Origin of the sequence: Croceicoccus pelagius (genome assembly GCF_001661915.1) — a bacterium.
In the GTDB taxonomy this organism is placed as follows: Bacteria; Pseudomonadota; Alphaproteobacteria; order Sphingomonadales; family Sphingomonadaceae; genus Croceicoccus; species Croceicoccus pelagius.
In genome coordinates this window covers 148847-174934 of record NZ_LYWY01000032.1, presented here as the reverse complement: position 1 = coordinate 174934, position 26088 = coordinate 148847, and the positions used below count along the sequence as shown (strand labels likewise).

Genomic DNA, 26088 nt, shown 5'->3' with positions numbered 1-26088 from the left:
TGGAAGAACAGGACGACCGGATGGCTGAACCCGGCGATGTCGGTCCGCGCGTCACGCATGGCGAACGTGCCGTGCCAGCCCGCCGTTCGCGCGGTCTTACCATGCGTGCAGTCGTGCCCAATGCCATTACCGCAGCCGCGCTGTGCATCGGGCTGACCGGCATCCGCTTCGGAATGGCCGGCGACTGGGACCGTGCGGTTCTTGCCGTTCTTGTCGCAGGGACGCTCGACGGTATCGATGGCCGTATCGCCCGTCTTCTGAAGGCGCAGAGCCGGTTCGGGGCCGAGCTCGACAGTCTTGCCGACTCGCTTTCCTTCGGTGTCGCGCCCGCGCTAATCCTGTTTGCCTGGTCGCTTCAGGACCTGCCGCGCCTGGGCTGGTTCGCTGCGCTGGCGCTCGCGCTATGCTGTATGTTGCGTCTGGCGCGGTTCAACGCCCAGATCGATGTGGAGGAACAGCCGCACAAGTCGGCGGGTTTCCTGACGGGCATCCCCGCGCCTGTCGGTGCGGGCGTTGCGTTCCTGCCGCTCTATCTCTGGAAGGCGACAGAGCTCGACATCTTCCGCGATCCCCTGTTGGTCTTCCCGTGGGTGATCGTGACCGCGTTCCTGATGATCTCGAACCTGGCGACGCTCAGCTGGACCTCGATCAAGCCGAGCCGGTCGGTGCGGCTCGAACTGATTGCCCTCGTCGGCCTGCTGGGTGCGTTCCTGTTCCTTGAACCGTGGTGGACGCTGGTCGTAGTCTCTGCGATCTATTTGCTGCTGTTGCCTGTCGGTGTGTTCCGTTACGCGAAGGTCAGGCGGCAGCGCGCAGCGGTGCCGTAACGGGAAGCGCTACCCGGCCGGCGGGGGCAATGCGGTAGACGTTCGCCGGTGCGCGGACGACGGGCTTTTCGCTCACTTCGGGAAAGACCAGCGGCTGGCGTAGGCGATCGTCGCCGTCACGCAAAACGGGGAGCAGGTCGAACAGCAGGCTACCGACGAGCACGCAACCACCCATGGCAGCGGCGACGAAGAAGAATGCGACCAGACCGGAAATGATGTCCGACATTGTATGACCCCCTTTTGTTCCAATGCCTGTTCCGCTAGAAGGTGCAGGCGCCGAATGGAAACCGACTCGGATAGCTAGTCTTTCCGATTCGCCTTGTTCTCCTTTTGTTCCTATCTGTCAAGATCCAGCAGCTTTCAGGCCGGATCCGACGCCCCGACCATCAGGGGTTTTCTTTTACCGTCGCCCGCGCTAAGGGCGCCCGCGTCTGTTTCTTGGGGATTGGAATTTTCCGATTCCCGGGCGTTCAGGCGAAATCCACATGGAAGGCACACATACCGGTGCCACGGTCGGCCCAAGCGCCGCCGCGGTCATCCGTCTTCCAGAGGCTCAACCGGAAAGGAAATGACTATGACGTCCACTGGCGTCACGATGCAGCAATTGATCGAGGCCGGCGCACACTTCGGCCACCAGACCCACCGCTGGAACCCGCGCATGAAGCCGTACATCTTCGGCTCGCGCAACGGCGTGCACATCATCGACCTGTCGCAGACCGTTCCGCTGTTTCAGCGTGCGCTCGACTTCGTTTCGGCTACCACGCAGGCAGGCGGCAAGGTTCTCTTCGTCGGCACCAAGCGCCAGGCGCAGGACCCGATCCGCGAAGCCGCTCTTTCGTGCGGTCAGTACTTCGTGAATCACCGTTGGCTGGGCGGCATGCTCACCAACTGGCAGACCGTTTCGAAGTCGATCAAGAAGCTGAAGACGATCGAGGAACAGCTGTCGGGTGACACTTCGGGCCTGACCAAGAAGGAAATCCTCGACATGACCCGCAAGCGGGACAAGCTCGAGCTTTCGCTTGGCGGCATCCGTGACATGGGCGGCATTCCGGACGTGATGTTCGTGATCGACGCCAACATGGAAGAGCTGGCCATCAAGGAAGCCAACACTCTTGGCATTCCGGTTGTCGCCGTGCTCGACACCAACGTCGATCCCTCGGGCATCGCGTTCCCGGTTCCGGGCAACGATGACGCGGCCCGCGCGGTACGTCTGTACTGCGACGCCATCGCCGATGCGGCCCGCCAGGGTGGCAAAAAGGGTGTTGCGGATTCGGGTGTCGACATGGGCGCCTTGGAAGAGCCGGCTGCTGAAGAGGCAACCGCCTGAGGCATTGATGCCTTCTGACGGGGCCGGGCGCACCTCACGCGTCACGACCCCGTCATGTTTTGCTGTTTCGTGCGCCGGGTCGCAGTTGCTGCCACCCGGCTGCACATTCAAATGAAAGAGGAACGACGCGATGGCTTACACCGCCGCTGACGTGAAGACCCTGCGCGAGAAGACCGGCGCGGGCATGATGGATTGCAAGAAGGCTCTGACCGAGACCGACGGAGACATGGAAGCCGCTGTCGACTTCCTGCGCGCCAAGGGCCTTGCTGCCGCTGCCAAGAAGTCCAGCCGCACCGCGGCAGAAGGCCTCGTTGGCGTCGCCGTTGAAGGCACCCGCGGCGTTGCCGTCGAAGTGAACTCGGAAACGGACTTCGTTGCCAAGAACGACCAGTTCCAGGACTTCGTGCGCAAGACCACCGAAGCTGCTCTGGGCGTTGACGGCGACGACGTCGAAGCGCTCAAGGCTGCTGCCTATCCGGGCGGCGGCACCGTTTCGGACAAGCTGACCGACAACGTCGCCACCATCGGCGAGAACCAGCAGGTTCGCCGCATGAAGACCGTCACGGTCGATCAGGGCGTCGTCGTTCCTTACGTGCACAACGCTGCTGCTCCGAACCTCGGTAAGATCGGCGTTCTCGTCGCTCTCGAATCGGAAGCTTCGGCCGACGTTCTGGAATCGCTGGGCAAGCAGCTTGCGATGCACATCGCCGCCGCTTTCCCGCAGGCGCTGACCGCTGAAGGCCTCGACGCCGAAGTGATTGAGCGCGAGCGTTCGATCGCCCGCGAAAAGGCTGCCGAAAGCGGTAAGCCCGAGAACGTGCAGGAAAAGATGGTCGAAGGCGCCGTCGCCAAGTACGCCAAGGAAAACGCGCTGCTGTCGCAGGTCTTCGTCATGGACAACAAGACCCCGATCCAGCAGGTCGTCGATCAGGCTGGTAAGGATGCAGGCGCGAAGATCGTGCTGAAGGACTATGTCCGCTTCCAGCTCGGCGAAGGCATCGAGAAGGAAGAAAGCGACTTCGCAGCAGAAGTCGCAGCTGCCGTCGGCGGCTGATTCTTTCCGCCTTCCGCAGGCGAGAATTTAAAAAGGGCCGGAAGACCTGCGGGTTTCCCGGCCCTTTTTCTTTGCCTTGCGACTTGGCGGGGCGCAGTCGGCTCAGTTCTTCGCATCCGATCTGGCGCGCGACCGAGGTGAAGCCGTTCTATTCCGAACGGAACCGATACATGCCGCTCCAGATAATTGACGCGCCCGAAGCCGGCGAGTGACGCGGCGCAGCAAGGTTCGTGCCACCCAAAGTGCCGGACATACGGAAAGGGCCGGAGAACACTGCGTTCCCCGGCCCGTCTTCATCCGGATTTGCGCGGCGTCAGGCCGCGAGTTTCAGGATCGCGCGCGGGACGTCGTCCTTTTCGAAATCGATCGCGCGGCCTTGCGCCAGTACCGCTTCGTAAAGCTTCACGTCGTCGGCATAGAGCGCGCGAATCTTTTCGCGCAGTTTCGGATCGAGCTGGGGCACCTTGGCCTTCGTCTTGTTGACGTAGGGTACTTGCTCCACCCCAAGCCAGTCGACCATCTCCTGCGGGAACTGGCCATTACGGTCCTGCGCGAAAAGCCGGTCCACTGCGACTTCGCCGTCCTTCATCGTGAAGTAGGTCTGCGGCATGAATGGCAGGGCGATCGCCATGCGCTCGGGCTCTTCGGTCAGGAAGTCGACGAACTGCGGAAGCGAGTGCAGGTATTTGAGCCGCTTCTGCTCGAACCGCGAAACCAGGATGACGTCGGTCCCGCCGCTTGCCATGAAGCGGAACGCCGAGAGAAACCTGTCCACCGGGTCGCGCAGGACGGCAAAACTTTCGCAGCCCTCGATCTCGTCTCCGAGCATGCTGTCGTAGAAGCTCTTGGAAAAGTGGGGCAGGTTGCGTCCGTAGAGAATTTTGGCGACCGAGGTTCCGCCGTTCTTGGGAATATGGATGAAAAGCCGGTCTGCCTTCTGAATGGAATCGGCGATGCGGCGACCGATCAGCATCTTCCAGAGCGAGCGAACCCAGCCGACCGACATCGCGCCTTCGATCACCCAGAAGATGAAGTGACGGACGGTATCCTTCACCAGCAGCATCCATTCTGGCAGGAACGCCCAGTTGATCGGGTAGGGGGTGTAGTCCTCACCGTCCTTCTTGCGCGACACCCACAGGCGAAGCACCACGAAGTTGATTAGCGAAGCGGTCAGCATTGCCGAGAAACCGGCGACGTAGGGATTGGCGATTACCTTCACAGCGACAGCCAGGAGGGCGAGCGCGACGAGATAATTGCCGATATAGGCCAGGATGAAGCGGCGCAGGCTGAAGTGGTATGACCGGAAAACCAGCTTGCCATACGTGAAATAGTTGAAAGTCGTGCCGATGATCCGGCCGAGAATCTGCGCGACGAAGATGTTGACGCCCAGTGCAATGAACGCGGCGAAGATACCGTACCCGAAAGCCGTGTTGAGAGCAGCGACCGCGTAATAGCGCACGAACTGGTATAATTCGCGCCCGTTCAATCGGACAATATTCGTCTTTTTTGTAATGTTATCAGTCACTCAAACCCTGAACTCGGCATGTCCGGCGCGATCGTAAGATCGAAGCTACCAACTGCCACTCTACGTATGTGCGCACCCCGATGATACGCCGATCCCCTGATCGACGCGTGTTGAAGAGCGTCATTTGACATTCCCAGGGTCCCGCGTCGAGGCCGTTATCCATTTTCTGCCAAAGAGAGCCTTTCGCCGTGCCGGACAGCCCGATGTTCGAATTGTTCGGCTTACGCTTACCGATGCTCGCCAGATCTGGTATGCTTTGCCGCAGGGTCGCGGTCGTTCGGGGGGACGATCATGAAGTGGCTGGTTCGCCTTTTTACCGCTGTCTATCTCGTCGCGCTCGGGCTCGATCTGGCTGCGACGGTGGGATACATCGGCACGACTGGGTCAGGCGAGGAAACGCTTGCCGGCAAGTTCCTGCAGTACATCGGCTTGCCGTGGACCATGTTCTTCGATCCGAAGACCACGACCGGATCGGTCGCGGCCATGCTGGTCCCGGCGATCAATGTCGGCATTCTGTGGCTGGCCGCCGACCTGATCGAGAGCCGCGAGGACTAGCTTCCGGTAAAAACAAACATGATTGACTCTTTGCGGGGTCTGCGTAGCCTTGCCCGTAGAACGGAGCGGCGAGGCGCCGCCCGACGGGAGGGCCGGTCCGCAAGAGACGACAACGAGGCCCCCGCTTACCGGAGAGAGCATCATGCGCGTTGCCCTGGATCCCCAGCCGAATTCCCCGATTCCCAGCCTTGCGGCTCAGTATTCGCCCGAGATCATCAAGGCGGCGGACGGCTTTGCCATGGCGCCTTACCGGTTCTCCACGCTGCCGCTGCGCATGTTCGAGGCGTGCCGCATTGCTACCGCGGTTATCAACGGCTGCGTCGTGTGCAAGAACTGGCGCTCCGAACGCGACCTGCGGGCGATCGGTCTCGATGCAGGCGTTCTGGAGCAGGACGAACATCCCGACGAGGCGATGTATCAGGCCGTGCTCAACGGCGACCTTTCGGCGCTTTCGGATCGTGAGCGCATCGCAGTGCGCTATTCGCAGCGCATGGGCCAGGACCCGCAGGGCCTCGCCCGTGACGAGGCTTTCTGGACCGAAATCAAGCAGCACCTTTCCGACGCCGAGATTGTCGAGCTGACTTATGCCACCGCCGCATGGATGGCGATGGGCCGCGTTGCCCACGTGCTTGGCGTCGACATGGCCTGCAGCATCGGCGGCCCCCTTAGCGAAGCGGCCTGACATCTGCTATGCCCCCGCCATCATGTTTGGTGGCGGGGGACTTGCTGCGATGAAGTGGCTCTTGGGTATCTATGTCGCGCTCTATCTGGCGGCGCTTGCACTGTTGATCATCGGCACGTTCGGACTGTTCGGGCAGGAGCAGGATCCCCTGTCGGCCGTGTTCCTTCTGCCGCTGGGTCTGCCGTGGAATATTCTGGCCGACCGCATGGGCGTGGAAGGTGTCATGCCCTTCGTGCTGACGCCGCTGCTCAACATCGCGATTGTCTGGGGGCTGTGGCGCTGGGTCAAGGGACGCCGCGCCGCGCAGTAGCGTGTGCGGCGCAGTGCTGCGCCGATGGGGCAATTTCGGACAAAGCGCGCTTGGCATTGGCGGCGCGCGACACTAAGGCATGGCGGCCCCTCACCAATTCGAGAACCGACCCTGCCATGCTTCTTGCCGATACCAAGCGTATTCTCCTGAAACTTTCGGGCGAGGTGCTGATGGGCGATCAGCAGTTCGGCATCGATACCGACTTCGTCGCCAAGCTGGCCGAGGAAGTGAAGGCGGCGAAGGAAACGGGGCTCGAAATCTGTCTTGTCATCGGTGGTGGCAACATCTTCCGCGGTATGGCGGGCGCAGCGCAGGGGATGGACCGCGCGCAGGCCGATTACATGGGCATGCTGGCGACCGTAATGAACGCGCTGGCCATGCAGTCCGCGCTTGAAAAGCTGGGCGTGGAAACGCGCGTCCAGTCAGCGATCCAGATGGACCAGGTCTGCGAACCGGTGATCCGCCGCCGCGCCGAACGGCACCTTGAAAAGGGCCGCGTCGTGATCTTCGCAGCGGGCGTGGGCGCACCTTATTTCACTACCGATTCCGGCGCCGCACTGCGTGCCGCCGAAATGAAGTGCGACGCCCTTTTCAAGGGCACCAGCGTCGACGGCGTCTACAACGCCGATCCCAAGAAGGATCCGACCGCCACGCGCTTCGACCATATCGATTACGACACCGTGCTTGCGGATAACCTGAAAGTCATGGACGCAAGCGCCGTGGCCTTGTGCCGCGACAACGACATCCCCATCGTCGTCTTCTCCATCCGCGAGCGGGGCAATCTTGCCCGCGTGCTGGCAGGAGAAGGTACCCAGACCATCGTCCGGACGGAACTGCGCCGGGCCTGAAGCTTGAATTAGAGAGGACCGATCATGGCCAAATACGACAAGGCCGACATCGAACGCCGCATGAACGGCGCCGTCGAATCGCTGAAAAGCGATCTTTCCGGCCTGCGTACGGGCCGCGCCAACGTCTCGCTGCTCGATCCCGTCGTGGTCGAAGTCTACGGCGCGATGATGCCGCTGAACCAGGTGGCCACCGTCTCCGCGCCAGAACCGCGGATGCTGTCGGTGCAGGTGTGGGACAAGTCGAACGTCACTGCGGTCGAAAAGGGCATTGCCCACGCGAACCTCGGCCTCAACCCGATGATCGACGGCCAGACCCTGCGCCTGCCGATGCCGGACCTTACCGAAGAGCGTCGCAAGGACCTTGCCAAGCTGGCCGGCAAGTATGCCGAACAGGCCAAGATCGCGATCCGCAACGTGCGCCGCGACGGCATGGAATCGCTGAAGGAAGACGAGAAGAAGAAGGAAATCTCCGAGGACGATCGCAAACGTTCCGAGGATGAGGTCCAGAAGCTGACCGACAAGTACGTCGCCGAGGCCGACAAGGCCGCAGAGGCGAAGGAAAAGGAAATCCTCACCCAGTGAGCAGTTCCGCGCCCTCGAAGGCGCCGGCGTCAGGTTCTGGCGCAGGGACGCGTGGCGGTCCGCGCCACGTCGCGATCATCATGGACGGCAATGGGCGCTGGGCGAAAAAGCGTCTGCTGCCACGCGCGATGGGCCACAAGAAGGGCGTCGAGGCGGTTCGCAACCTCGTACGTTCGCTGCGCGAGAACCCTGTCGAGGCGCTGACGCTCTATGCCTTCAGCACCGAGAACTGGGGCCGCCCGGCGGACGAGATCGCGGATCTGACCGCGCTGATGAAGCACTTCATCCGCAACGATCTGGATGAGATTGCGCAAGCCGGCGTGAAACTGAAGATCGTGGGCGACTACTCGGTTTTCGATGATGAGGCGGTCAAACTGATCGACGGCGCGCTGGCGCGTACGGCAGGCAACAACAAGGTTACGCTGGCCATCGCGCTGAACTATGGCGCGCAGGCCGAAATCGTCCGCGCGGCGCGGGCTGCGGCGGAAGAGGGCGAAATTACGGAAGAGGCCATCGCGCGCCATCTCGACACGGCGGACATGCCGCCGCTCGACCTGCTGATCCGCACAAGCGGGGAAGTGCGCCTGTCGAACTTCCTGCTTTGGCAGGCCGCCTATGCCGAGCTTTATTTTACTGATGTGCTCTGGCCCGATTTCAGCCCCGCGCACTTTCGCGAGGCGCTCGACCACTTTGCAGGACGGGAGCGTCGCTATGGCGGACGCTGAACAGCCGGGGCCGGTAGAGCTCGGCCACGTCCGCCCCGAAGGTCCGCGCAATACCGATCTGGGCGCACGCGCGATTTCAGCAGTTGTCATGGTCGCCGTTGCCGCGATTTGCCTGTGGGTTGGCGGATTGCTGCTCGACGCGCTGATCGTTCTGGTCGCGGGGGCAGCCTACTGGGAATGGCAGCGCATCGTGCGGCGCATGTCGGCCGAACTCGGGTTCTCCGGTGCGAAGTCGCTGGTCTGGATGCTGGCAGGTGCGGCTTACATGGGCGTTGCCGCATACCTGATGGTCACGATACCCTCGATGTTGGTCGTCTTTGCGATCCTTGTCACCGCCTTCGTCGACACCTTCGCCTATTTTGCGGGGCGCACCATCGGTGGCCCGAAGATCGCCCCTGCCATCAGCCCGTCCAAGACCTGGGCGGGACTGGGCGGCGGCGTGGTTGGTGCCACGCTGGCATTGCTGCTCTTTATGTTTAGCTCGCACATGTGGGCGACGGGCATGGGGGATACGGTCAGCAGCGGCGCGACACATGAGACCTACTTCGTCATGTTCGGCGGACCTGAACTGATCGCCTCGGCCATCGCGGCGGGGGCGGTTCTGGCTGTTCTGGCGCAGGCGGGCGACTTCTTCGAAAGCTGGATGAAGCGCCGCGCCAAGGTGAAGGACAGCTCTACCCTGATCCCCGGACACGGCGGCGTCTTCGACCGCGTTGACGGGATGCTTCCGGTCGCGATCCTGATCGGCGTGCTGGCACAGGTCGCCACATGACGCGCAGCATTACGGTTCTGGGCGCGACAGGTTCGGTCGGCGCTTCCACGCTGGATCTCGTCCGCCGCAACCGTGGCAACTGGCGCGTCGTCGCATTGACAGCGAATTGCAGCGCGGTGGAGCTGGCGAAGCTTGCACGGGAGTTCGAAGCCGAAGTCGCGGTCGTCGGTGACGAAAGCTGCCTGTCCGATTTGCGCGAGGCGCTTGCCGGAAGCGGGGTCGAGGCGGCTGGCGGACCCGATGCCCTGAACGAAGCCGCTGCACGCGGGGCCGACATCACAGTTGCCGCGATCGTCGGCTGCGCAGGGCTGGCCCCCACGATGGCTGCGATCGAGCAGGGCGGGACCATCGCGCTCGCCAACAAGGAAGCGCTGGTCAGCGCGGGCGAAGTCATGACAGCCGCCGTCGCAAAACACGGCGCGACCTTGCTGCCGGTCGATTCCGAACACAATGCGATCTTCCAGTGCCTTGAGGGCGAGGATCTGGCCAACGTGCGCTGGATTACGCTGACGGCCAGCGGCGGTCCGTTCCGCGATGCCACGCGTGAGCAGATCGAGGCGGCAACGCCTGCACAGGCCGTGGCGCATCCTAACTGGGACATGGGCGCCAAGATCAGCGTCGATTCTGCCACGATGATGAACAAGGGACTCGAATTCATCGAGGCCTACCACCTGTTCCCCGTCGGGCTGGAGCGTCTGCGCATCATCGTCCATCCGCAGTCGATCGTGCACTCGATGGTCGAGTACCGCGACGGCTCCACGCTGGCACAGCTTGGCCCTTCCGATATGCGCGTGCCCATCGCCTCGGCGCTGGCATGGCCGCAGCGCATGGATACGCCCTGCGCGCCGCTGGACCTCGCTGCCATCGGCACGCTGACGTTCCGCGCACCGGACGAGCACATGTTCCCCGCCACGCGCGTCGCACGCGAATGTGCAGAAGCGGGCGGGGCCGCGCCCGCGGTCCTTAATGCCGCGAATGAAGTGGCCGTGGCTGCTTTTCTTGCCGGTAAGATCAAGTTCACTCGGATTGTGGCACAGTGCGAACAGGTCCTCGGCCTGGGCATTCCGCCAGCGCCGAACACACTCGATGAAGTCATCGCCGCCGATGCCGATGCACGGCGCCGCGCCGGGGAATTGCTGGAACGCGTCTGAAATGTTCGACAGTCCTAATCTTCTGACCGCGATCATCGGCTTCATCGTCGTGCTGGCGCCGCTCGTCGTCGTACACGAACTGGGCCACTATCTCGTTGGCCGCTTCTTCGGCGTGAAGGCCGAGGCGTTTTCCGTCGGCTTCGGCAAGGAAATCGCAGGATTTACCGACAAGCGCGGCACGCGCTGGAAGCTCTCGGCCCTGCCGCTGGGCGGCTATGTCCAGTTTGCAGGCGACATGAACCCCGCCAGCCAGCCCACCGACGAGTGGCTGGAACTGCCCGAGGAAGAGCGGAACCAGACATTCCAGTCCAAGGGGCTGGGCGCGCGCGCGGCGATCGTCGCGGCGGGGCCGGTCACGAACCTGATCGTCGCGATCGTCATCATCGCAGGGTTCATGATGGCGTTCGGCAAAGTCGTCGCCGAACCGGTCGTTGGCGAGATTCTCGAAGAATCGCCTGCTGCCGCAGCCGGGATCGACCTTGGCGACCGCATCCTGACGCTCGACGGGAGCCGCATCGACAGCTTCGAGGACATCCAGCAGTCCGTTATGGCCTATCCGGGTGAGACGGTTCGCGTCACCTGGCTCCACGACGGCGCGGAAAAGAGCGCCGACATAACGCTGGGCACCCATGTCGAGGTCGATCGCTTCGGCAACGAGTTCCGCATGGGCCGCCTCGGCATCGGTGCGCGCGAAATGCGTATCGACGAAGTCGGCCCGGTCGAGGCCGTGGGCGAGGGCGTTTCGCAGACTTACGCGATCATGAAGATGTCGGCGGTCGGCCTGTGGCAGATCATCACCGGCAGGCGCTCGCTCGACGAACTGGGCGGGCCGGTGAAGATCGCGAAATACTCGGGCGAACAGCTGATCCAGGGCTGGTATGCCTACATCGGCTTCGTCGCCATGATTTCAATTAACTTGGCATTCATTAACCTCCTGCCAATCCCCGTCCTCGACGGTGGGCACCTCGCTTTCTATGCGATCGAGGCCGTCCGCCGCCGGCCGGTTTCACCGCGGGGCCAGGAACTGGCTTTCCGCACGGGGCTGGCTCTTGTTCTGAGCCTCATGGTGTTCGTGACGATCCTCGATATTTCCTCACTCGACATATTCTGACCCGGCAGGGCCCTCGGCTCGTCGGGAAAGGGCCGCGAACCTTTGGTGCTCGTGGCGGTGAATCGCGGAAAAGGACACGGCTGCGGCTTGATAGTGCCGCCTCCATCGGGCACAGGGCTGCGACGCGCCGGGACGGTTAGTGACCGGCTGGGCGGGGGACGTATCCGGGATGTTCGTCGGGGACGGACATACCCATATTGGACGGAAGGTTTCTTGATGGCCGCAATGGCAGTTGGATCGCCGCGTTTCTCGGCATACCGCGCCGGCTTGTTCACCGTGCTTTTGTCGGGAACGGCCCTTGCGCCGACCCCGCTGCTGGCACAGGAAGCACAGCCCGTCGCCGTCCAGCCCGAAGGTGAAGCCGCTGCGCCCGTCGTTCCGGACCAGACGATCGTTCGCCAGATCGCTGTCGCAGGTGCGCAGCGCCTCGAGCCGCAGACGATCCTGTCCTACATCAAGATGCGCCCCGGCGACGTCTATACCGCTGCTGCCGCTGACGAGGCACTGAAGGACCTCTACGCGACCGAGCTGTTCTCGGACGTGAAGATCCGCGAAGAAGCGGGCAACGTCGTTATCCAGGTGGTCGAGAATCCGATCATCAACCGCATCATCCTTGAGGGCAACAAGCGCCTCAAGAACGACAAGATCCTGCCCGAGATCAAGCTCGCGCCGCGCCAGATCTATACCCGTTCCAAGGTGCGCGCCGACGTCAACCGCATCATCGAGCTTTACAAGCGCCAGGGCCGCTTTGCCGCCACGGTCGAGCCGAAGGCCGTCACGCTGGACCAGAACCGCGTCGACATCGTCTTCGAGATCAAGGAAGGCCCCAAGTCGAAGGTCCGCCAGATCAACATCATCGGGAACGAGGAGTTCTCAGACGGTGAACTGCGCGGCGAGATGCTGACCAAGCAGACCGGCTTCCTGTCGTTCATCAAGGGCGGCACCAGCTACGACCCCGACAAGCTGGCCTTCGACCAGCAGAAGCTGCGCCAGTTCTACCTTACCGAAGGTTACGTCGATTTCCGCGTCGTGTCCGCCGTTGCCGAGCTTACGCCCGACAAGAAGGACTTCATCATCACTTACGTGGTGGAAGAGGGTGAGCGCTACAAGTTCGGCGACGTCACGGTCGACAGCGAAATCCGCGACTTCGATTCCGATCGCCTGACCAGCAACCTGCCGATGAAGGCGGGCGACTGGTACAATGCGCAGACCGTCGAAGACACGATCGAGGGCCTGTCGGAAACGATCGGCGCGTTCGGCTATGCCTTCGCCCAGGTCGAGCCGGACTACAACCGGAACAAGGACGAGCGGACGATGGACGTCGTCTTCCGCATCGGCAACGCTCCGCGCGTCTATGTCGAATCGATCGACGTCAATGGCAACACGCTGACGCAGGACAAGGTCGTGCGGCGCGAATTCCGTCTGACCGAAGGCGATGCCTTCAACTCGCTGCAGGTCCGTCGTTCGACCGCGCGCATCAACTCGCTGGGCTATTTCCAGGAAAACTTCGAGATCGAGCAGCAGCCGGGCAGCCAGCCGGACCGCATCAAGCTGGTCGCCAACGTCGAGGAAAAGCCGACCGGCGAGCTTCAGCTCTCGGCCGGTTTCTCCAGCCTCGAAAGCTTCATCCTCCAGGGCTCGATCCAGCAGCGCAACTTCCGCGGACGCGGCCAGACGGTCGGCCTGTCGCTGAACTATTCGCGCTATTCCAAATCGGCGCAGGTCAGCTTTACCGAACCCTACATGTTCAACTCGAACATCTCGTTCGGTGCGGACGTCTATCGCCGCGACTACAACAGCTTCAACTACTTCAATTCCGACCGTAACAACACATACGAGAACTCGACCACCGGGTTCTCGCTGCGGGCCGGTACGCCGCTCAGCGAATATATGACGCTGATCGGGCGCTATACGCTCAACCTCGAAGACGTGACGCTGGGTCAGCGCTATTTCCGCGATCTGAACGGCGACGGCGTAGCAGAGTGCGATCCGCTGGTTGCTGGCCGCTACCTTTGCGACGCCCTTGGCAAGCGCACCAGCTCGATCCTCGGTGCGAGCCTCATCTACGACACGCTCAACAACCGCATCCGTCCCAGCAAGGGCGAACGCATCGTCGCCAACGCCGACTATGCGGGTCTCGGCGGCAACGTGAACTATGCGCGCCTGCGCCTTAACGGGTCGAAGTACTTCTCGGTGCTGGGCAACTTCGTGTTCTCGCTCGCGGCCGAAGGTGGTTACATAAAGGCGCTGAAAGACCGGAACCTCGACGGGACGGACGACGTCCGCCTGACCGACCGTTTCTTTCTGGGCGAGCCTGACCTCCGCGGCTTCGATATCCGCGGCATCGGCCCGCGCGTCGTGCGCAAGCGCCTGCTGGCCGACGATGACGGCAATTTCACGATCGTCGACGAAGACCGCAAGAACTGGGTCGACGACGCGCTTGGCGGCAAGATGTACTACAAGGGCCGTGCAGAGCTTGAGATCCCGCTGGGCTCGGGCGCGCGCGAACTGGGCCTGCGTCCCTCGATCTTTGCCGACATCGGCGCCGTATGGGGTCTCAAGGATCCGAACGTGAACACCATCTCGTCCCCGCTTTACATCCAGACGGTGGACGCCAACGGCGATCCGCTCTCCTCGCCGGTTTACACCAACGATCCGGTCGCCCCTGATGGTGAGACCAATAATACCCTGTTCATCTCACCTTTTACAGAAGAGTACCTCGGCGACACGCCCAAGCCGCGTGTTTCTGTCGGTATCGGTGTCAGCTGGAACTCGCCTTTCGGACCGCTGCGCCTCGACTTCTCGCGGGTCCTCCTCAAGGAAGAAGGCGACGACCCGAAGACATTCAGCTTCAACGTAGGAACGCAATTCTGATGAAGACCTCGCACAAGATCCTCGCCGCAGCACTTGCCGCTGCCGCGCCCGTCGCCTTGCCGGTCACCGCCTCGGCGCAGACGGTCCCCGGCATCGCGGTTGCCAACCCCGATGCCATCGTCGTGAACTCGGCCGCCTACAAGCTTGCCGAACAGCAGCGTCCGACGACCTACAAGGCCCAGATCGACGCTGCCGAACAGCGCCGCGTCCAGATCCAGGCCCAGCTTGATCCGCTGCTCCAGAAGTACCAGACCGACAGCCAGGCCGCATCGCCGAATCAGGCTTCGCTGCAGCAGCAGGCCCAGCAGATCCAGCGCATCCAGCAGTCGGGCGAAGCGGAACTGAACCGCCTGCTTCAGCCGGTCGCCATCTCGCGCGCCTATGTCCTCGAACAGATCAGCGACAAGCTGCCCGCCGCGATGGACGCAGCGCAAAAGCGCCGCAAGATCACGCTTGTCCTGAACCCGGCTGCCGTCGTTTCGGCTGATCAGGCCTACAACCTCAACCAGGACGTCCTGACCGAGCTTAACCGCATGCTCCCGCAGGCACAGCTGGTCCCGCCCGCTGACTGGAAGCCGGCTGCACAGCGTCAGGCCGAAGCACAGCAGGCCGCTGCCGCGCAGCAGGGCAACGCTGCCGCTCCCGGCGGCCGCTAAGGAGCACATCGATGAGCGAGACGGGTTTCGAACTCGAAAAGGTTCTCGAACTCCTGCCGCATCGGTATCCGATGCTGCTGGTCGACCGGGTCGTATCGCTTGACCCGGAATCGGAGATCCACGCGGTCAAGGCCGTCTCGTTCAACGAGGATTTCTTTCAGGGCCACTTCCCGGGCCGTCCGATCATGCCGGGCGTGCTTCAGGTAGAGGCGCTGGCACAGGCCGCCGGCCTGCTGGCGATCAAGGCTCTGGGCCTCGAAGGTTCGGGCAAGCTGGTCTACTTCCTCGCGATCGACAACGCGAAGTTTCGTGCGCCGGTCACGCCCGGCCACTTGCTCGACCTCAAGGTAAGCTTCGTTCACAAGCGCGCGCGCATCTGCAAGTTCGCCGGCACCGCCTCGATCGACGGCAACGTCACGTGTGAGGCCGAGTTCACCGCAATGATCGAGAAGTAAGGACAGGCGAAGGCGGCGCCACTCGCCGCTTCGCTTGCTTTTGAATCGATTCGCGGTTAAGCGCGCCGCTTTCCAGAAAGACACACCGTGCCGCCGGTCGGAACCGGCGCATCGACGGAGATTAGTGATGAAGGCCGATACCCACCCCGACTACCACATGATCAAGGTGCAGATGACCGACGGCACCGTGTTCGAAACGCGCTCCACCTGGGGCAGCGAAGGTGACACGCTGACGCTCGAAATCGACCCGACGAGCCACCCGGCATGGACCGGCGGCAACCGCGTGGTGAACGAAGGCGGTCGCGTCGCCCGCTTCAACCAGCGCTTCGGCGGCCTCAAGCTCAAGAAGTAATCTCCTCCCGCGAGGGAAGAGGTGCCCCGCCGGGGCAGAAGATACGATGGGGCGGCCCTGCGGGGCCGCCCCTTTCGTTTTGGCAAGGGCGTTTGCCTTTTTACGGGCACCGGTTAACAACGGGAACTTGGGGCCGGTCGAACCGTCTGCCCTGCAGAACTTGGTTCGAAAGGATTACCGTTGCCCTCAGGTCTGGTCGCGCTTCTCGACGACGTTGCCCTTATTGCCCGCGCCGCAGCCTCCAGCATGGACGACGTCAGCGTCGCGGCCTCCAAGGCTGGTTCAAAGGCGGTAGGCGTCGTGATCGACGATGCGGCGGTGACGCCAAGCTACGTCACCGGCATCACGCCTGCGCGCGAACTTCCGATCATCTGGAAGATCACCAAGGGGTCGCTGCGCAACAAGCTGCTGATCCTGCTTCCTGCAGCGCTGTTGCTGAGCGAGTTTCTGCCCGTCGCGATCACCCCGATCCTGATGCTGGGCGGACTGTTCCTCTGCTACGAGGGCGCGGAAAAGGTTGTCGAGAAACTCGGCGGCGCCAAGCATGGCGAGACGCTTGAGGACGAGCCCGAGAACATGGCCGAGTTTGAAAAAAAGCGGACATCCGGCGCGATCCGCACCGATCTCATCCTCTCTGCCGAGATCATGGCGATTACCCTGAACGAGATTGCGGACGTGTCCTTGTGGCAGCGGGCCATCGTTCTCGCGATCATCGGCGTGATGTTCACGGTTGTCGTTTACGGCGCCGTGGGCCTCATTGTGAAGATGGACGACATCGGCCTCCATCTGGCCAAGAAGTCTTCAAAGGCCGCGCAGAAGTTTGGCCATTTCCTGCTCGCCGCGATGCCTCGCCTGCTTACGACGCTTTCGTTCGTCGGCACGATCGCGATGCTCTGGGTTGGCGGCGGGATCGTGTTACACGGCACGCACGATCTGGGCTTCCACACGCTCTACGAGGTGGTCGACGGGATCGAACATCACGTCGAGATGACGACTGGCGCTTTGGGCAACGTGCTGGGATGGATCGCCTATGCGGCGTCTTCGGCTATTTTGGGCCTTGTCCTTGGCGTCATAATCGTTTTCGTGCTCCACAAGGTCGTGAAGATCGGCGGCGACGGTCACTGACGGTGTCGATCGGGGGCAAATTCACGCGACGGATTGACGAGTGCGAGCAAAAAAACAATCATGACTGATTAACTGGCGTAGGAGAGGCGCCGGAAAAGAAAACGGCCCTGCAAGTGCGGGGCCGGCGACAATTCGGGAGCCTCTAGTGGCAACAAGAACAAAGAAAGCCGCAGGCGAAGAGCAAGCACCGACCCGCCAGTCGATCAAGAGCGCGCAGACACGTGGGCGGCTGATCGAGGCGACGATCCAGTGCCTCGTCAAGGTAGGCTATGCGCGCACGACGACGCCGCTGGTCGCATCCGAGGCGGGCCTGTCGCGCGGCGCGATGCTGCATCATTTCGAAAACAGCGCGACGCTGATTCGCGCGACGATCGTGGAACTGCACGAGCGTCGCTTGCGCGCGTTCCGCAGGTCGTCGGAAGCCGGCGACCACGAACCGGCGACGATGGTCTATGCCTATTGGAAGCAGGTGCAGAAGCCGGCTTTCTTGGCCTTCCAGGAACTGGCGATGGCGGCTCGCACCGACGAAGTCCTTGCCGAGATCATGCGCCCGCTACAGACAGAATATCGCGAACGCTTCATGAGCGAGGCGATCGCGCTCTATCCCGAATGGCACTCCGCGCCCGACGATTTTGCCAAGGCCATCGCGCTATCGCAGACGCTTATGGAGGGGATGGCGACCAGCCTTTCGACCGGCGCGTTGGAAAAGGGCATGGTCCCGCACCTGCTCAAGATGCTGGAGGCCAAGATCATCGATATGCGGCCAAAGGCTACTTAAGGAAGCACGGATCTTACTGCCGTGACGGCTGCCCTGACGCGGTCGGCAGCGGGTATGCCTGCTTTCATTTCGGCCTTTCGCGGTATTTCGACTTCGATGACCGTTCCCTCCCGAAGCACTTCTGCAAGCTCGCTCAGCGGAAATTCCCCGCAGCCCGCCAGTTCGCGGGTGCCGACTGCCTCACGCCACCACTCGGATCGGTCGCGCTCCATCGGCCCGTCGCAGAACTGGGCATAGCCGATGATGTCGGCTTGCGCAGCAACGGCCTCGACCGTCCCGCCGTTGCGGAACAGATGCAATGCATCGCATACAAGTTGTCCGTTCGCCCGTCCGGCCCCGTGTACGATGCGCGCCGCGCTCTCGATATCGTTCACGGCGGAGAAGGCATTGAACTCTAGCCCGGCGACGATGCCGTGTTCTTTGGCCAAGTCGCAGAACGCCGCAAATCGTGCGATGGCTTCGGCTTCGTCCGCAACTTCGTGAATATGCGCTGTAGCCCGCGTCGCGCCCAGTGCGGCTCCGGTTTGAAGCGCAGAGGCAAAGCCTGCTGCATCATCGGTACCGTCGAGCGGGAAGACCTCAAGGTTGCAGGCAGTTATCCCGCACTTGTCCATCACCGCCTTCAGGGCCGGAACGTCGTCCGGCATGACCATCGCAAACGCGTCCCGAGCGGCCTCCGGCACGTAGGTGAACAGGCAGACGTGCGCGCACCCGCTGTCCTGGGCAAGTTCGACCAGTTGCGCGGGCGTTGCGTCGAGCGCGGTCAGGTGGTGCAGCGAAAGCGGGAAACGGTCGCTCACTTGGCGGGTCCTCTCGATAGTGCCATTCTTGCCCCCTTCGAAGGGGGCTTGCAGCTTTCCTTTCGGCTAACACGAAAAGACAGTCATGTATGTCTTTTTTTGCGGACGGTTCTGCGCTAGACGGGCGGGGAAGAGAACAACGTGATGCGTGGAGAAGACTTGTGAGCGGACGCGGCAAGGGGCCATTGGCCGGCGTGAAGGTGCTGGACCTGACCAGCGTGCTGATGGGGCCTTACGCGACCCAGATCTTCGCCGATCTTGGCGCCGACGTCATCAAGGTGGAGAGCCCGCAAGGCGATACAACGCGCTTTATTCCGCCGGGGCCGGACCATTCGCGCGGTGCGATGTTCCTGAACGTCAATCGCGGCAAGCGCTCGATCGTGCTCGACCTGAAGAACCCTGAAGGGCGCAATACGCTCCTGCGGTTGGCGGGTGAGACGGACGTTTTCATCCATTCTATGCGGGCCAGCGCGATCGGGCGGCTTGGCCTCGATTACGCGGCCCTGCGCGGGGCGAACGATCGTATCATTTACGCCAACATGTACGGCTTTTCGCGAAATGGCCCCTATCGCGACTACCCGGCGTATGACGACATCGTGCAGGCCGCATCCGGCATCGTCGATCTTCAGGCCAAGCTGTCGGACGGCGTGCCGACCTATACGGCGACAGTGATCGCGGACAAGGTTGCCGGACTGACCGGCGCCTATTCCGTCATGGCCGCGCTCTATGCGCGCGAGAAGACGGGGCGCGGGCAGGAGATCGAGGTCCCGATGTTCGAGACGCTGGTATCCTTCACAATGGTCGAACACCTTTGCGGCTCGCTCTTCGTGCCGCCGCAGGGTCCGCCCGAATATCCGCGTGCCACGTCGGAGGCGCGGCGTCCCTATCGCACGTCGAACGGCTATATCGGGGTCATGATCTACAACGACCGGCACTGGCAGAACTTCTTTGCAGAGCTTGGCCATCCCGAATGGTCGAAGGACCCGATCTACGCCTCGATGCGGACGCGCACGCAGAATATCGGCAAGGTGCTGGCCCAGGTTGCGCGTGTGCTGGAAACGCGCACGACAGAGGAGTGGGTCGAACTGTTCCGCCGCGCGCATATCCCCGCGACCGCGATCGCGAGCCTTGAGGATCTGCTGGTCGACCCGCATCTGGAAGAAACCGGCTTCTGGGACGAGCGTCATACCGATATGGGCACGATCCGTTTCCCGGGCATCCCGACCAGCTTTTCCGACACTCCCGGCGCGATCGGCGATCCCGGCCCCGGACTGGGCGGCGACGGCGAGACGATCCTGCGCGATGCAGGCTTCAGTGAGGCCGAGATCGAGGATCTCGTCGCCAAGGGCGCGGTTGCAAAGGCAGGTGTCGCGGCGTGAAGGGACCCGAAGCGGAATGGCGTGAGGCGCTGGCCGAGGGGCGCTTGCTGTTGCAGCGCACGGCCCACGGCAAGGCCGTCTTCCCGCCGCGCGTGGCCACCCCCGGCACGGGCGAGGGCGGGCTCGAATGGTTCGAGGGTTCGGGCAGGGGCACGATCTATTCGCTGACCTGGATCCAGCGCAAGCCGCCGCAAGAACCTTACAATGTCGTTCTGGTCGATCTCGCTGAAGGTGCGCGGCTGATGAGCCGGGTCGAGGACGCCTCGCCCGATACGCTCGGGATCGGGCAGGAGGTTGAGGCCTTCGTCGACAGGAGCGGCGAGGAACCGGTCTTGCTGTTCCGGCTCGCAGGGGAGGCAGCATGAGCGACGTATTCCCGCGCGGAGGAACCGCGATTGCTGGCCTGGCGACATATGGCGTCGGCGAGGCTCCCGGCCATACCTCGATGGAGCTGACCGCGAAGGCCGGGTTGATGGCGCTCGACGATGCGGGGCTCACGCTGGCCGATGTCGATGCGCTTTATGTCTGCCAGCCTACAGACTTCTTCGCGGGGCTGTCCCTTGCCCAATATCTCGGGATCAGGCCGCGCTATACGGACAACAATCGCACCGGCGGGTCGGCCTTCATGAGCCACGTCGCCAGCGCCGCGCTTGCGCTGGAGGCGGGGTACATCGACTGCGCGCTGATCGCTTACGGTTCGAACCAGCGGACGAGCGGCGGGAAGCTGCAGATCAAGATCACGAACGACCAGTGGGACGCGCCTTACGAGCCGCTCTACCCGCTGAGCCACTATGCGCTGGCAGCGGCGCGCCACATGCATGTCTTCGGCACGACGCGCGAGGAATTGGCATCGGTCGCACTGGCGGCTCGGGCATGGGCGCAGACCAATCCCGAGGCTTTTGCGCGTGGCCCGCTGACCATGGAGGACTGTCTTTCGGCCCGCATGATCAGCACGCCGATTTCCAAAGCCGATTGCTGCCTTGTGACCGATGGCGCCGCCGCTATCGTGATGACGCGGATGGACAGGGCAAAAGACTGTGCGAAGGTGCCGGTGCCGGTGCTGGGCTCTGCTGCTGCGGCTTGGTGGAATTCGGTGTCGCAGGCAGAAGACCTCACCATGACGGGCGCGCGGGAATCGGGCGCGCGGGCGATGGAGATGGCCGGGGTGAAGCCTGCGGACTTCGACACCGTGCAGCTTTACGACGCCTTCACGATCAATACGATCCTGTTTCTCGAAGACCTCGGTTTCTGCGCCAAGGGTGAGGGTGGGCCTTTCGTGGCATCGGGGGCGATCGCGCCGGGCGGAAGCCTGCCGGTCAACACCAATGGCGGCGGCCTGTCCTATTGCCATCCCGGCATGTACGGCCTCTTCGCGATCATCGAAGCCGCGCGCCAGATCCGCGGCGAGGCGGCGAACCAGCTTGAAGATGTGAACCTTGCCCTCGCGCACGGCAACGGCGGCACCCTGTCCAGTCAGGCCACCGTCGTCCTCGGCAGCATGGCGACTTTGTGAGGTTGCGGGTGTGATCGTGGCGGGCCTTTCAGCCCGTCGAGGCGATCCATTCCTCGATCATCGGGCGGATCGGTTCCCCCACCAGTTCCAGCACCGGCCCGCCGTCCTTCGAAAGGTACGCCATCTGCCCATAGCGATGCTTGGGCGAGGCACCTGCCATGACGAGGTCCCAGCCATCGGCCATCAGGGCCTCTACCTCGTCACCCACGTTTGCCACCCACGCGCCGACATGATCGGTGGCGACCGCCTTCAACACCTCGTAAGGACCGGGGGCCAGCATCTCGATCAGTTCGAGGTGGATCGGACCGACGCGCGAATAAGTGACCGCGATATGCGCCTCGCCCCAGCCGTCTTCGGGAAGCCAGACACGGATCGGATCGAACTTGCGCACAGGCGCGAAAGTCATGCCGAGATCGCTTTCGAGCGCCGTGATGGAGGCCGCGATGTCAGTCACGATACGGCCATGGTGATGCAGGTTGGCAAAGCTTTTCAAGAAACACACTCCAGGAGAACAGGATCATGACGGGTCTCGTCACTGAAACGCACGGCAAGGTCCGCGTGCTGCGGATCGACAGGCCGAAGGCAAGCAATTCGCTCGATGCCGCGACATCTGCCGCGCTCGATGCGGCGGTTACCGAGGCGGAGGCCGACGACGCGATCGGCGCGATGGTCATCACCGGCACGGGCGACCGGGCGTTCTGTGCAGGCATGGACCTGAAAGAAGCGGCCGAACACGGCGCGGGTCACGGGTTGATCCCGGGCAGGGGCTTTGGCGGCATTACCGAGCGCAAGCGCGACAAGCCGCTGATCGCCGCGATCAATGGCACGGCAGTCGCGGGCGGGTTCGAGATCATGATGGCCTGCGACATGGTCTTCGCCGCCGAACATGCGCTGATGGGCGTGAGCGAGGTGAAGCGCGGTCTGTTCGCATTTGCCGGCGGCATTCAGCGGCTGGCGCAGCAGGTTCCGCGCGCGACTGCGCTGGCGATGATCATGACCGGCGAATTGTTCCCTGCGCGGCGTCTTTACGACCTTGGCGTCGTGACCGAAGTCGTGCCGGGGGACGAGCTGATGGAGCGCACGCTGGCGGTGACTGGCGGGATGCTGGAAAACAGCTGGCAGGCGATCCGCAACGGACGCGAGTTGTACGATCTCTCGACCGGCGTCTCGATCGAACAGGCGCTGGCGCTGGGCAATGCATGGGGCAAGGCGACGCTGGACAGCGCCGACAGCCGAGAGGGCGTTACCGCCTATGCCGAAAAGCGCGGAGCCTCCTTCGGGAAGGACTGATCCGCGCACCATCAGGCCTTCCGAAGCCCGCCGAGACCCATGACGAGCGCATGATCGCAAAGCCGCCGGGTGGTGAGTCCGCTGGCAGGCTTTGCCCAGCCGTGGAGCGAGTTCAAAAAGCCCAGCAGACAAAGCGCGCTGACTTTCGGGTCGATATCGTGGCGCAACTCGCCCTCGGCCTGACCTCGCGCAATCAGCCGTTCTACCGCCTTGCGATAGTTGCGCTCGGCAAGGTCGAACTCGCGCGCACGATCGGGCGTCAGATGGCGGTGCGCCTCGATGAAACCGGCGGTAAAGACGCGTTCGGTGAAGATGTACCTGGCATGGGCCGTGATGACGTCTTCCAGCCGTTCCAGGGCCCGACCCTCGCGTTCCGCTATACCGGTGAGAACCAGCACACCGCGTGAATGTGCCTCGCGCAGGACGTGGACCAGTAGGTCGCTCTTGCCGTTGATGTAGTGATAGAGGCTGCCCTTGAGCATGCCGACACGCTCGGCAATTTCACGCAGGGAAGTCGCCTCGTATCCCTTCTCGGCAAAGAGAGCGGCAGAAACCGCAACGACCTGCTGCCAGCGGTCCTCCCGATCTTTCCTCTGCGCCGGATCGGCATGAGAGATGTTGTCCAGGCTATTGGCGTCCAACGAACCTCTCCAAAAACGATTCCACCAAACCGGCGTTTGGCAGAATTGTCCGTATATCTGGGACCCGGTGCACCCAATGTTGACGTTTTACACCTGGAAGAGGTACCTTCGCAACCATCGTGCGTGACGAATCAAAAACAGTCATGTATGTTTTTAATAGATTATCGTAGCGCCGCCTCCAAGGCGCTCGCACGATGCATGGGAGAAGACATCGATGCTCGATCTGGTTACGAACCAAAAACCGGAAAACGACTTCGCGCGTATGGATTACGAACGGGACCGCAAGGGCCCGCCCGAAGGTTTCCCGAATCTGCCGGACATTCCCGGCAGCCGTTACACCGACGCCGAATTTCTGCGGCTCGAAAAGGAAATGATGTGGGACAAGGCCTGGCTCTATGCCGGTCATGTCGACCAGCTTCCCGAAAAGGGCTCGTGGTTCCTGTGGCGCAATTCGGGCGTGCCGATCATCGTCGTGCGCACGCTGCAGGATGAGTATAAGGCGTTCTACAACACCTGCCAGCACCGCGGTGCGCCGCTGGTCACCGAGGACAGCGGCAAGGACCGCGGCTTCGTGTGCGGTTATCACGGGTGGAGCTATACGCTCGACGGCAAGCTGACGGCGGTGCGCGACAAGCGCGACTTCGTCGATCTCGACTTCTCGTGCCGCAGTCTCGTGCAGGTGCGCTGCGAAATGCTCGGTTCGATGATCTTCGTGAACAAGGACGACGATGCAGAGCCGCTGATGGACCACATCGGCCCGATGGCGAAGCAGCTGGAGCAGTTCGAGCTCGACAAGCTGCGTCTCGTCGACAGCCGCGAGTACGAGGTGGACTGCAACGTCAAGGTGCTGCTCGATGCCTTCCTTGAAGTCTACCACCTGAAGTCGATACACATCGACACGGTGGACCGTTTCCTCGATCACCGCGCGATGATCGTCACGCTCTGGCCCAACGGGCACAGCCGCATGGCGACGCCGAACCGCCGTCCCGACTGGGTCGATCCGGGGACGGTGGGAATGCCGGAAATCCCCTCGATCACCGAGTTTCCGGCCAAGAACAACGTCAGCTACCAGATCTACCCGAACTTCGTGATGCCGCCGGCACCGACGGGTATTCCGATCCTGCAGTTCTGGCCGCTCGGGCCGCGAAAGTCGCGGGTGGTTTCAAGCTGGCTCGCGCCCGATCACGATCCGGAGAATCCGCACCCGCTCTGGCCCACGCGCCTCAGCAACTGGGAGCGTATTCTTTACGAGGACCTGCAGTACGCGCCGCAGATTCAGGAATCGCTGGAAAGCCCCGGCTTCAAGGGCATGCCGCTCAATTACCAGGAGCGCCGCATCTATCACTGGCACGAGGAACTGGATCGCCGCATCGGCCTCAACCGCGTGCCTGAACACGCGCGGGTCGAACAGGTGCTGAGTGACTGGGTTCAGAAAGACTGATCGGCCGAAAAGGCTGGCGGCACATTAATTGGAGAGGAGGCCTTACATGGCCAATCTGGACGGAAAGGTCGCCGTCGTCATGGGCGCGGCGAACCCTGACAACATGGCGCAAGTCATCGCGCGCAGGCTGGCGAGCGACGGCGCGAAAGTCGTCGTCGCTGGCCGCAATGCCGGGCCGCTGGAGGCGCTCGCCGAAGAAATCGGCGGGATTGCGGTCGCCGATTGCGACCTTACCAGCGAGGAAGACCTCGCCCGACTTGCCAATTCGGCGGTCGAAGGGTTCGGGGGGCTCGACATCGCGGTGAACGCGACGGGGTGGGGGCTATTGAAGCCATTCCTCAAGAACACCAAGGAAGAGGTCGAAAAGATGGCCGCGCTCCAGTTCACGGGCGCGTTCCTGTTCTACCAGGCGATGCTGCGCGTGATGAACGACGGGGGTTCGCTGATCCAGATTTCGTCGGCCACGGCGTCGATCATGCTGGAAGATCACGCTGCATACATGGGCACGAAGGCGGGGGCCGATCACGTCATCCGCTGTGTGGCCAACGAATTCGGCCATCGCGGTATCCGCGCGAATTCGGTCGCGCCGGGTTTCACCGTCACGCCGATGACCGAGGCGGCGTCGAAGAACGAGGCGATCGTCGACACGTTCGCCAGGGAATACCCGCTGGGCCGCGTGGGCACGAGCGAGGACATTGCGGAGGCCGTGGCCTGGCTGGCGAGCGATGCCTGTTTCATGAGCGGGCAGGTCCTGCAGGTGAACGGCGGCCTGACGCTGCGCCGCAACCCCACCAACCGCGAGATCGTGACCGCGGTGAAGGCCGCTCGCGCCGCGGAACCGGCAGAATGATCCGCGGGGTCCACCATCTCGCGATCTCGACCCCCGACCTAGAACGCTTCATCGATCATTACGAACGCTGGTTCGGGTTCGAGCGCGCGGGCGGTGGCGGATGGGACCCGGGGAACGAGCGTATCGACACGATGGTGGGCCTGAAGGACAGCCAGGCGAAATACGCGATGATCCGGTTGGGCAACCTGCATATCGAGGTCTTCGAATATGCCAGCAACGATCCGCAGGACGTGCGCCCGCGCATGTGCGATCGCGGCATCACGCACCTGTGCCTCTATTGCGACGATGTCTTCGCGGAGTACGAGCGGCTGAAGGCGCTGGGCATGGAGTTCAACTGCCCGCCCGGCGGCAGCGCGGCGACGCGCGCGACTTATGGCCGCGACTGCGACGGTAATGTCGTGGAGATTCTGCAGATCGTCGATCCCGACTGCGCCTTCGCGTTCGAGAAACAGCAGTTTGCCTGAT

General features: G+C 62.7%; 30 protein-coding genes. 25 read left to right on the top strand and 5 right to left on the bottom strand.

The window, feature by feature from the left end:
- Window positions 1–20: 20 nt before the first annotated feature.
- Window positions 21–827, top strand: a complete 807-nt coding sequence (locus tag A9D15_RS06450; RefSeq protein WP_066763547.1) for a CDP-alcohol phosphatidyltransferase family protein — start codon at window positions 21–23, stop codon at window positions 825–827.
- Here the strand turns inward: A9D15_RS06450 and A9D15_RS06445 are convergent.
- The gene (locus A9D15_RS06445) at window positions 799–1053 is read right to left on the bottom strand and encodes a hypothetical protein (protein ID WP_066763187.1); all 255 of its coding nucleotides are present in this window, start codon (window positions 1051–1053) and stop codon (window positions 799–801) included. The two genes, A9D15_RS06450 and A9D15_RS06445, sit on opposite strands and share 29 nt — an antisense overlap.
- Before the next feature lie 348 nt (window positions 1054–1401).
- On the opposite strand from A9D15_RS06445, the gene rpsB reads away from it, so the two are divergent.
- Both rpsB and tsf read left to right on the top strand, forming a co-directional pair.
- Window positions 1402–2154 (top strand): 30S ribosomal protein S2, encoded by a 753-nt coding sequence (gene rpsB / locus A9D15_RS06440; protein ID WP_066763186.1) that lies wholly within the window; start codon window positions 1402–1404, stop codon window positions 2152–2154.
- A gap of 130 nt (window positions 2155–2284) precedes the next feature.
- Complete coding sequence (gene tsf / locus A9D15_RS06435; protein WP_066763184.1) at window positions 2285–3208, top strand: translation elongation factor Ts; 924 nt, start codon at window positions 2285–2287, stop codon at window positions 3206–3208.
- Between the two features lie 313 nt (window positions 3209–3521).
- Here tsf and A9D15_RS06430 read toward each other — a convergent pair whose 3' ends face one another.
- Complete coding sequence (locus A9D15_RS06430; protein WP_066763182.1) at window positions 3522–4694, bottom strand: GtrA family protein; 1173 nt, start codon at window positions 4692–4694, stop codon at window positions 3522–3524.
- A 330-nt stretch (window positions 4695–5024) separates the two neighbouring features.
- On the opposite strand from A9D15_RS06430, the gene A9D15_RS06425 reads away from it, so the two are divergent.
- The 15 genes from A9D15_RS06425 to A9D15_RS06355 all read left to right on the top strand — a co-directional run bounded on the left by A9D15_RS06425 (window position 5025) and on the right by A9D15_RS06355 (window position 17709).
- Window positions 5025–5288 (top strand): hypothetical protein, encoded by a 264-nt coding sequence (locus A9D15_RS06425; protein WP_066763180.1) that lies wholly within the window; start codon window positions 5025–5027, stop codon window positions 5286–5288.
- 142 nt (window positions 5289–5430) lie between these two features.
- Entirely contained in the window at window positions 5431–5970 is a 540-nt protein-coding gene (locus A9D15_RS06420) for a carboxymuconolactone decarboxylase family protein (protein ID WP_066763179.1), read from the top strand.
- A gap of 49 nt (window positions 5971–6019) precedes the next feature.
- Window positions 6020–6280 (top strand): hypothetical protein, encoded by a 261-nt coding sequence (locus A9D15_RS06415; protein ID WP_066763178.1) that lies wholly within the window; start codon window positions 6020–6022, stop codon window positions 6278–6280.
- Window positions 6281–6396: 116 nt separating this feature from the next.
- Window positions 6397–7128 carry a UMP kinase gene (gene pyrH, locus A9D15_RS06410; RefSeq protein WP_066763177.1) on the top strand — a complete coding sequence of 244 codons (732 nt, stop codon included), beginning with the start codon at window positions 6397–6399 and terminating at the stop codon, window positions 7126–7128.
- Between the two features lie 24 nt (window positions 7129–7152).
- Entirely contained in the window at window positions 7153–7710 is a 558-nt protein-coding gene (frr, locus tag A9D15_RS06405) for a ribosome recycling factor (protein WP_066763176.1), read from the top strand.
- 80 nt (window positions 7711–7790) lie between these two features.
- The gene (gene uppS / locus A9D15_RS06400; RefSeq protein WP_066763542.1) at window positions 7791–8435 is read left to right on the top strand and encodes a polyprenyl diphosphate synthase; all 645 of its coding nucleotides are present in this window, start codon (window positions 7791–7793) and stop codon (window positions 8433–8435) included.
- A complete protein-coding gene (locus A9D15_RS06395; protein ID WP_066763175.1) occupies window positions 8422–9207 on the top strand; it encodes a phosphatidate cytidylyltransferase in 786 nt (261 codons plus the stop codon). Before uppS ends, A9D15_RS06395 begins: the two co-directional genes overlap by 14 nt.
- A complete protein-coding gene (locus A9D15_RS06390; protein ID WP_066763173.1) occupies window positions 9204–10358 on the top strand; it encodes a 1-deoxy-D-xylulose-5-phosphate reductoisomerase in 1155 nt (384 codons plus the stop codon). The genes A9D15_RS06395 and A9D15_RS06390 overlap by 4 nt, the downstream gene beginning before the upstream one ends.
- Window position 10359: 1 nt before the next feature.
- On the top strand, window positions 10360–11469 hold the full coding sequence (rseP, locus tag A9D15_RS06385; protein ID WP_066763172.1) for an RIP metalloprotease RseP: 1110 nt from the start codon (window positions 10360–10362) through the stop codon (window positions 11467–11469).
- Between the two features lie 216 nt (window positions 11470–11685).
- Window positions 11686–14343 (top strand): outer membrane protein assembly factor BamA, encoded by a 2658-nt coding sequence (bamA, locus tag A9D15_RS06380; protein WP_082924296.1) that lies wholly within the window; start codon window positions 11686–11688, stop codon window positions 14341–14343.
- A complete protein-coding gene (locus tag A9D15_RS06375; RefSeq protein WP_066763170.1) occupies window positions 14343–14999 on the top strand; it encodes an OmpH family outer membrane protein in 657 nt (218 codons plus the stop codon). The genes bamA and A9D15_RS06375 overlap by 1 nt, the downstream gene beginning before the upstream one ends.
- An 11-nt stretch (window positions 15000–15010) precedes the next feature.
- Window positions 15011–15454 carry a 3-hydroxyacyl-ACP dehydratase FabZ gene (gene fabZ, locus A9D15_RS06370; protein WP_066763169.1) on the top strand — a complete coding sequence of 148 codons (444 nt, stop codon included), beginning with the start codon at window positions 15011–15013 and terminating at the stop codon, window positions 15452–15454.
- A gap of 127 nt (window positions 15455–15581) precedes the next feature.
- Window positions 15582–15806 carry a 50S ribosomal protein L31 gene (gene rpmE / locus A9D15_RS06365; protein ID WP_047824031.1) on the top strand — a complete coding sequence of 75 codons (225 nt, stop codon included), beginning with the start codon at window positions 15582–15584 and terminating at the stop codon, window positions 15804–15806.
- Window positions 15807–15986: 180 nt separating this feature from the next.
- A complete protein-coding gene (locus tag A9D15_RS06360; RefSeq protein ID WP_066763168.1) occupies window positions 15987–16931 on the top strand; it encodes a DUF808 domain-containing protein in 945 nt (314 codons plus the stop codon).
- Between the two features lie 145 nt (window positions 16932–17076).
- Window positions 17077–17709 carry a TetR/AcrR family transcriptional regulator gene (locus tag A9D15_RS06355; RefSeq protein WP_066763167.1) on the top strand — a complete coding sequence of 211 codons (633 nt, stop codon included), beginning with the start codon at window positions 17077–17079 and terminating at the stop codon, window positions 17707–17709.
- Here A9D15_RS06355 and A9D15_RS06350 read toward each other — a convergent pair.
- On the bottom strand, window positions 17706–18509 hold the full coding sequence (locus A9D15_RS06350; RefSeq protein ID WP_066763165.1) for a sugar phosphate isomerase/epimerase family protein: 804 nt from the start codon (window positions 18507–18509) through the stop codon (window positions 17706–17708). The genes A9D15_RS06355 and A9D15_RS06350 overlap by 4 nt on opposite strands.
- 161 nt (window positions 18510–18670) lie before the next feature.
- Here A9D15_RS06350 and A9D15_RS06345 point away from each other — a divergent pair, with 161 nt between their 5' ends.
- Genes A9D15_RS06345 through A9D15_RS06335 form a run of 3 tightly spaced genes read left to right on the top strand, consistent with a single transcriptional unit; the run spans window position 18671 to window position 21401 of the window.
- Entirely contained in the window at window positions 18671–19888 is a 1218-nt protein-coding gene (locus tag A9D15_RS06345; protein ID WP_066763164.1) for a CaiB/BaiF CoA transferase family protein, read from the top strand.
- Window positions 19885–20253, top strand: a complete 369-nt coding sequence (locus A9D15_RS06340) for a Zn-ribbon domain-containing OB-fold protein (protein ID WP_066763162.1) — start codon at window positions 19885–19887, stop codon at window positions 20251–20253. The genes A9D15_RS06345 and A9D15_RS06340 overlap by 4 nt, the downstream gene beginning before the upstream one ends.
- Complete coding sequence (locus A9D15_RS06335; protein ID WP_066763160.1) at window positions 20250–21401, top strand: thiolase; 1152 nt, start codon at window positions 20250–20252, stop codon at window positions 21399–21401. The genes A9D15_RS06340 and A9D15_RS06335 overlap by 4 nt, the downstream gene beginning before the upstream one ends.
- A gap of 28 nt (window positions 21402–21429) precedes the next feature.
- Here A9D15_RS06335 and A9D15_RS06330 read toward each other — a convergent pair whose 3' ends face one another.
- Complete coding sequence (locus A9D15_RS06330; protein ID WP_082924294.1) at window positions 21430–21903, bottom strand: VOC family protein; 474 nt, start codon at window positions 21901–21903, stop codon at window positions 21430–21432.
- A gap of 17 nt (window positions 21904–21920) precedes the next feature.
- Between A9D15_RS06330 and A9D15_RS06325 the strand changes: the two genes are divergently transcribed.
- On the top strand, window positions 21921–22691 hold the full coding sequence (locus A9D15_RS06325) for an enoyl-CoA hydratase/isomerase family protein (protein ID WP_066763158.1): 771 nt from the start codon (window positions 21921–21923) through the stop codon (window positions 22689–22691).
- Window positions 22692–22702: 11 nt separating this feature from the next.
- On the opposite strand, the gene A9D15_RS06320 is transcribed toward A9D15_RS06325, so the two are convergent.
- Window positions 22703–23332 (bottom strand): TetR/AcrR family transcriptional regulator, encoded by a 630-nt coding sequence (locus A9D15_RS06320; RefSeq protein ID WP_066763156.1) that lies wholly within the window; start codon window positions 23330–23332, stop codon window positions 22703–22705.
- Between the two features lie 214 nt (window positions 23333–23546).
- Between A9D15_RS06320 and A9D15_RS06315 the strand changes: the two genes are divergently transcribed.
- From A9D15_RS06315 to A9D15_RS06305, 3 genes are read left to right on the top strand one after another with little or no spacing between them, the layout of a single operon-like run.
- On the top strand, window positions 23547–24773 hold the full coding sequence (locus tag A9D15_RS06315; protein ID WP_066763151.1) for an aromatic ring-hydroxylating oxygenase subunit alpha: 1227 nt from the start codon (window positions 23547–23549) through the stop codon (window positions 24771–24773).
- 46 nt (window positions 24774–24819) lie between these two features.
- Entirely contained in the window at window positions 24820–25623 is an 804-nt protein-coding gene (locus A9D15_RS06310) for an SDR family oxidoreductase (RefSeq protein ID WP_066763149.1), read from the top strand.
- Window positions 25620–26087, top strand: a complete 468-nt coding sequence (locus tag A9D15_RS06305; RefSeq protein ID WP_066763147.1) for a VOC family protein — start codon at window positions 25620–25622, stop codon at window positions 26085–26087. Before A9D15_RS06310 ends, A9D15_RS06305 begins: the two co-directional genes overlap by 4 nt.
- Window position 26088 lies beyond the last annotated feature (1 nt).

Excerpts from the sequence above, each read along its gene's own strand:
- rseP (WP_066763172.1), top strand. The coding sequence starts at position 10,360 with ATGTTCGACAGTCCTAATCTTCTGACCGCGATCATCGGCTTCATCGTC.
- A9D15_RS06445 (WP_066763187.1), bottom strand. The coding sequence starts at position 1,053 with ATGTCGGACATCATTTCCGGTCTGGTCGCATTCTTCTTCGTCGCCGCT.
- A9D15_RS06325 (WP_066763158.1), top strand. The coding sequence starts at position 21,921 with ATGACGGGTCTCGTCACTGAAACGCACGGCAAGGTCCGCGTGCTGCGG.
- A9D15_RS06415 (WP_066763178.1), top strand. The coding sequence starts at position 6,020 with ATGAAGTGGCTCTTGGGTATCTATGTCGCGCTCTATCTGGCGGCGCTT.
- rpsB (WP_066763186.1), top strand. The coding sequence starts at position 1,402 with ATGACGTCCACTGGCGTCACGATGCAGCAATTGATCGAGGCCGGCGCA.
- A9D15_RS06310 (WP_066763149.1), top strand. The coding sequence starts at position 24,820 with ATGGCCAATCTGGACGGAAAGGTCGCCGTCGTCATGGGCGCGGCGAAC.
- rpmE (WP_047824031.1), top strand. The coding sequence starts at position 15,582 with ATGAAGGCCGATACCCACCCCGACTACCACATGATCAAGGTGCAGATG.
- A9D15_RS06395 (WP_066763175.1), top strand. The coding sequence starts at position 8,422 with ATGGCGGACGCTGAACAGCCGGGGCCGGTAGAGCTCGGCCACGTCCGC.
- tsf (WP_066763184.1), top strand. The coding sequence starts at position 2,285 with ATGGCTTACACCGCCGCTGACGTGAAGACCCTGCGCGAGAAGACCGGC.
- A9D15_RS06420 (WP_066763179.1), top strand. The coding sequence starts at position 5,431 with ATGCGCGTTGCCCTGGATCCCCAGCCGAATTCCCCGATTCCCAGCCTT.
- A9D15_RS06315 (WP_066763151.1), top strand. The coding sequence starts at position 23,547 with ATGCTCGATCTGGTTACGAACCAAAAACCGGAAAACGACTTCGCGCGT.
- A9D15_RS06450 (WP_066763547.1), top strand. The coding sequence starts at position 21 with ATGGCTGAACCCGGCGATGTCGGTCCGCGCGTCACGCATGGCGAACGT.
- A9D15_RS06425 (WP_066763180.1), top strand. The coding sequence starts at position 5,025 with ATGAAGTGGCTGGTTCGCCTTTTTACCGCTGTCTATCTCGTCGCGCTC.
- frr (WP_066763176.1), top strand. The coding sequence starts at position 7,153 with ATGGCCAAATACGACAAGGCCGACATCGAACGCCGCATGAACGGCGCC.
- bamA (WP_082924296.1), top strand. The coding sequence starts at position 11,686 with ATGGCCGCAATGGCAGTTGGATCGCCGCGTTTCTCGGCATACCGCGCC.
- uppS (WP_066763542.1), top strand. The coding sequence starts at position 7,791 with ATGGACGGCAATGGGCGCTGGGCGAAAAAGCGTCTGCTGCCACGCGCG.
- A9D15_RS06305 (WP_066763147.1), top strand. The coding sequence starts at position 25,620 with ATGATCCGCGGGGTCCACCATCTCGCGATCTCGACCCCCGACCTAGAA.
- pyrH (WP_066763177.1), top strand. The coding sequence starts at position 6,397 with ATGCTTCTTGCCGATACCAAGCGTATTCTCCTGAAACTTTCGGGCGAG.
- fabZ (WP_066763169.1), top strand. The coding sequence starts at position 15,011 with ATGAGCGAGACGGGTTTCGAACTCGAAAAGGTTCTCGAACTCCTGCCG.
- A9D15_RS06375 (WP_066763170.1), top strand. The coding sequence starts at position 14,343 with ATGAAGACCTCGCACAAGATCCTCGCCGCAGCACTTGCCGCTGCCGCG.
- A9D15_RS06335 (WP_066763160.1), top strand. The coding sequence starts at position 20,250 with ATGAGCGACGTATTCCCGCGCGGAGGAACCGCGATTGCTGGCCTGGCG.
- A9D15_RS06390 (WP_066763173.1), top strand. The coding sequence starts at position 9,204 with ATGACGCGCAGCATTACGGTTCTGGGCGCGACAGGTTCGGTCGGCGCT.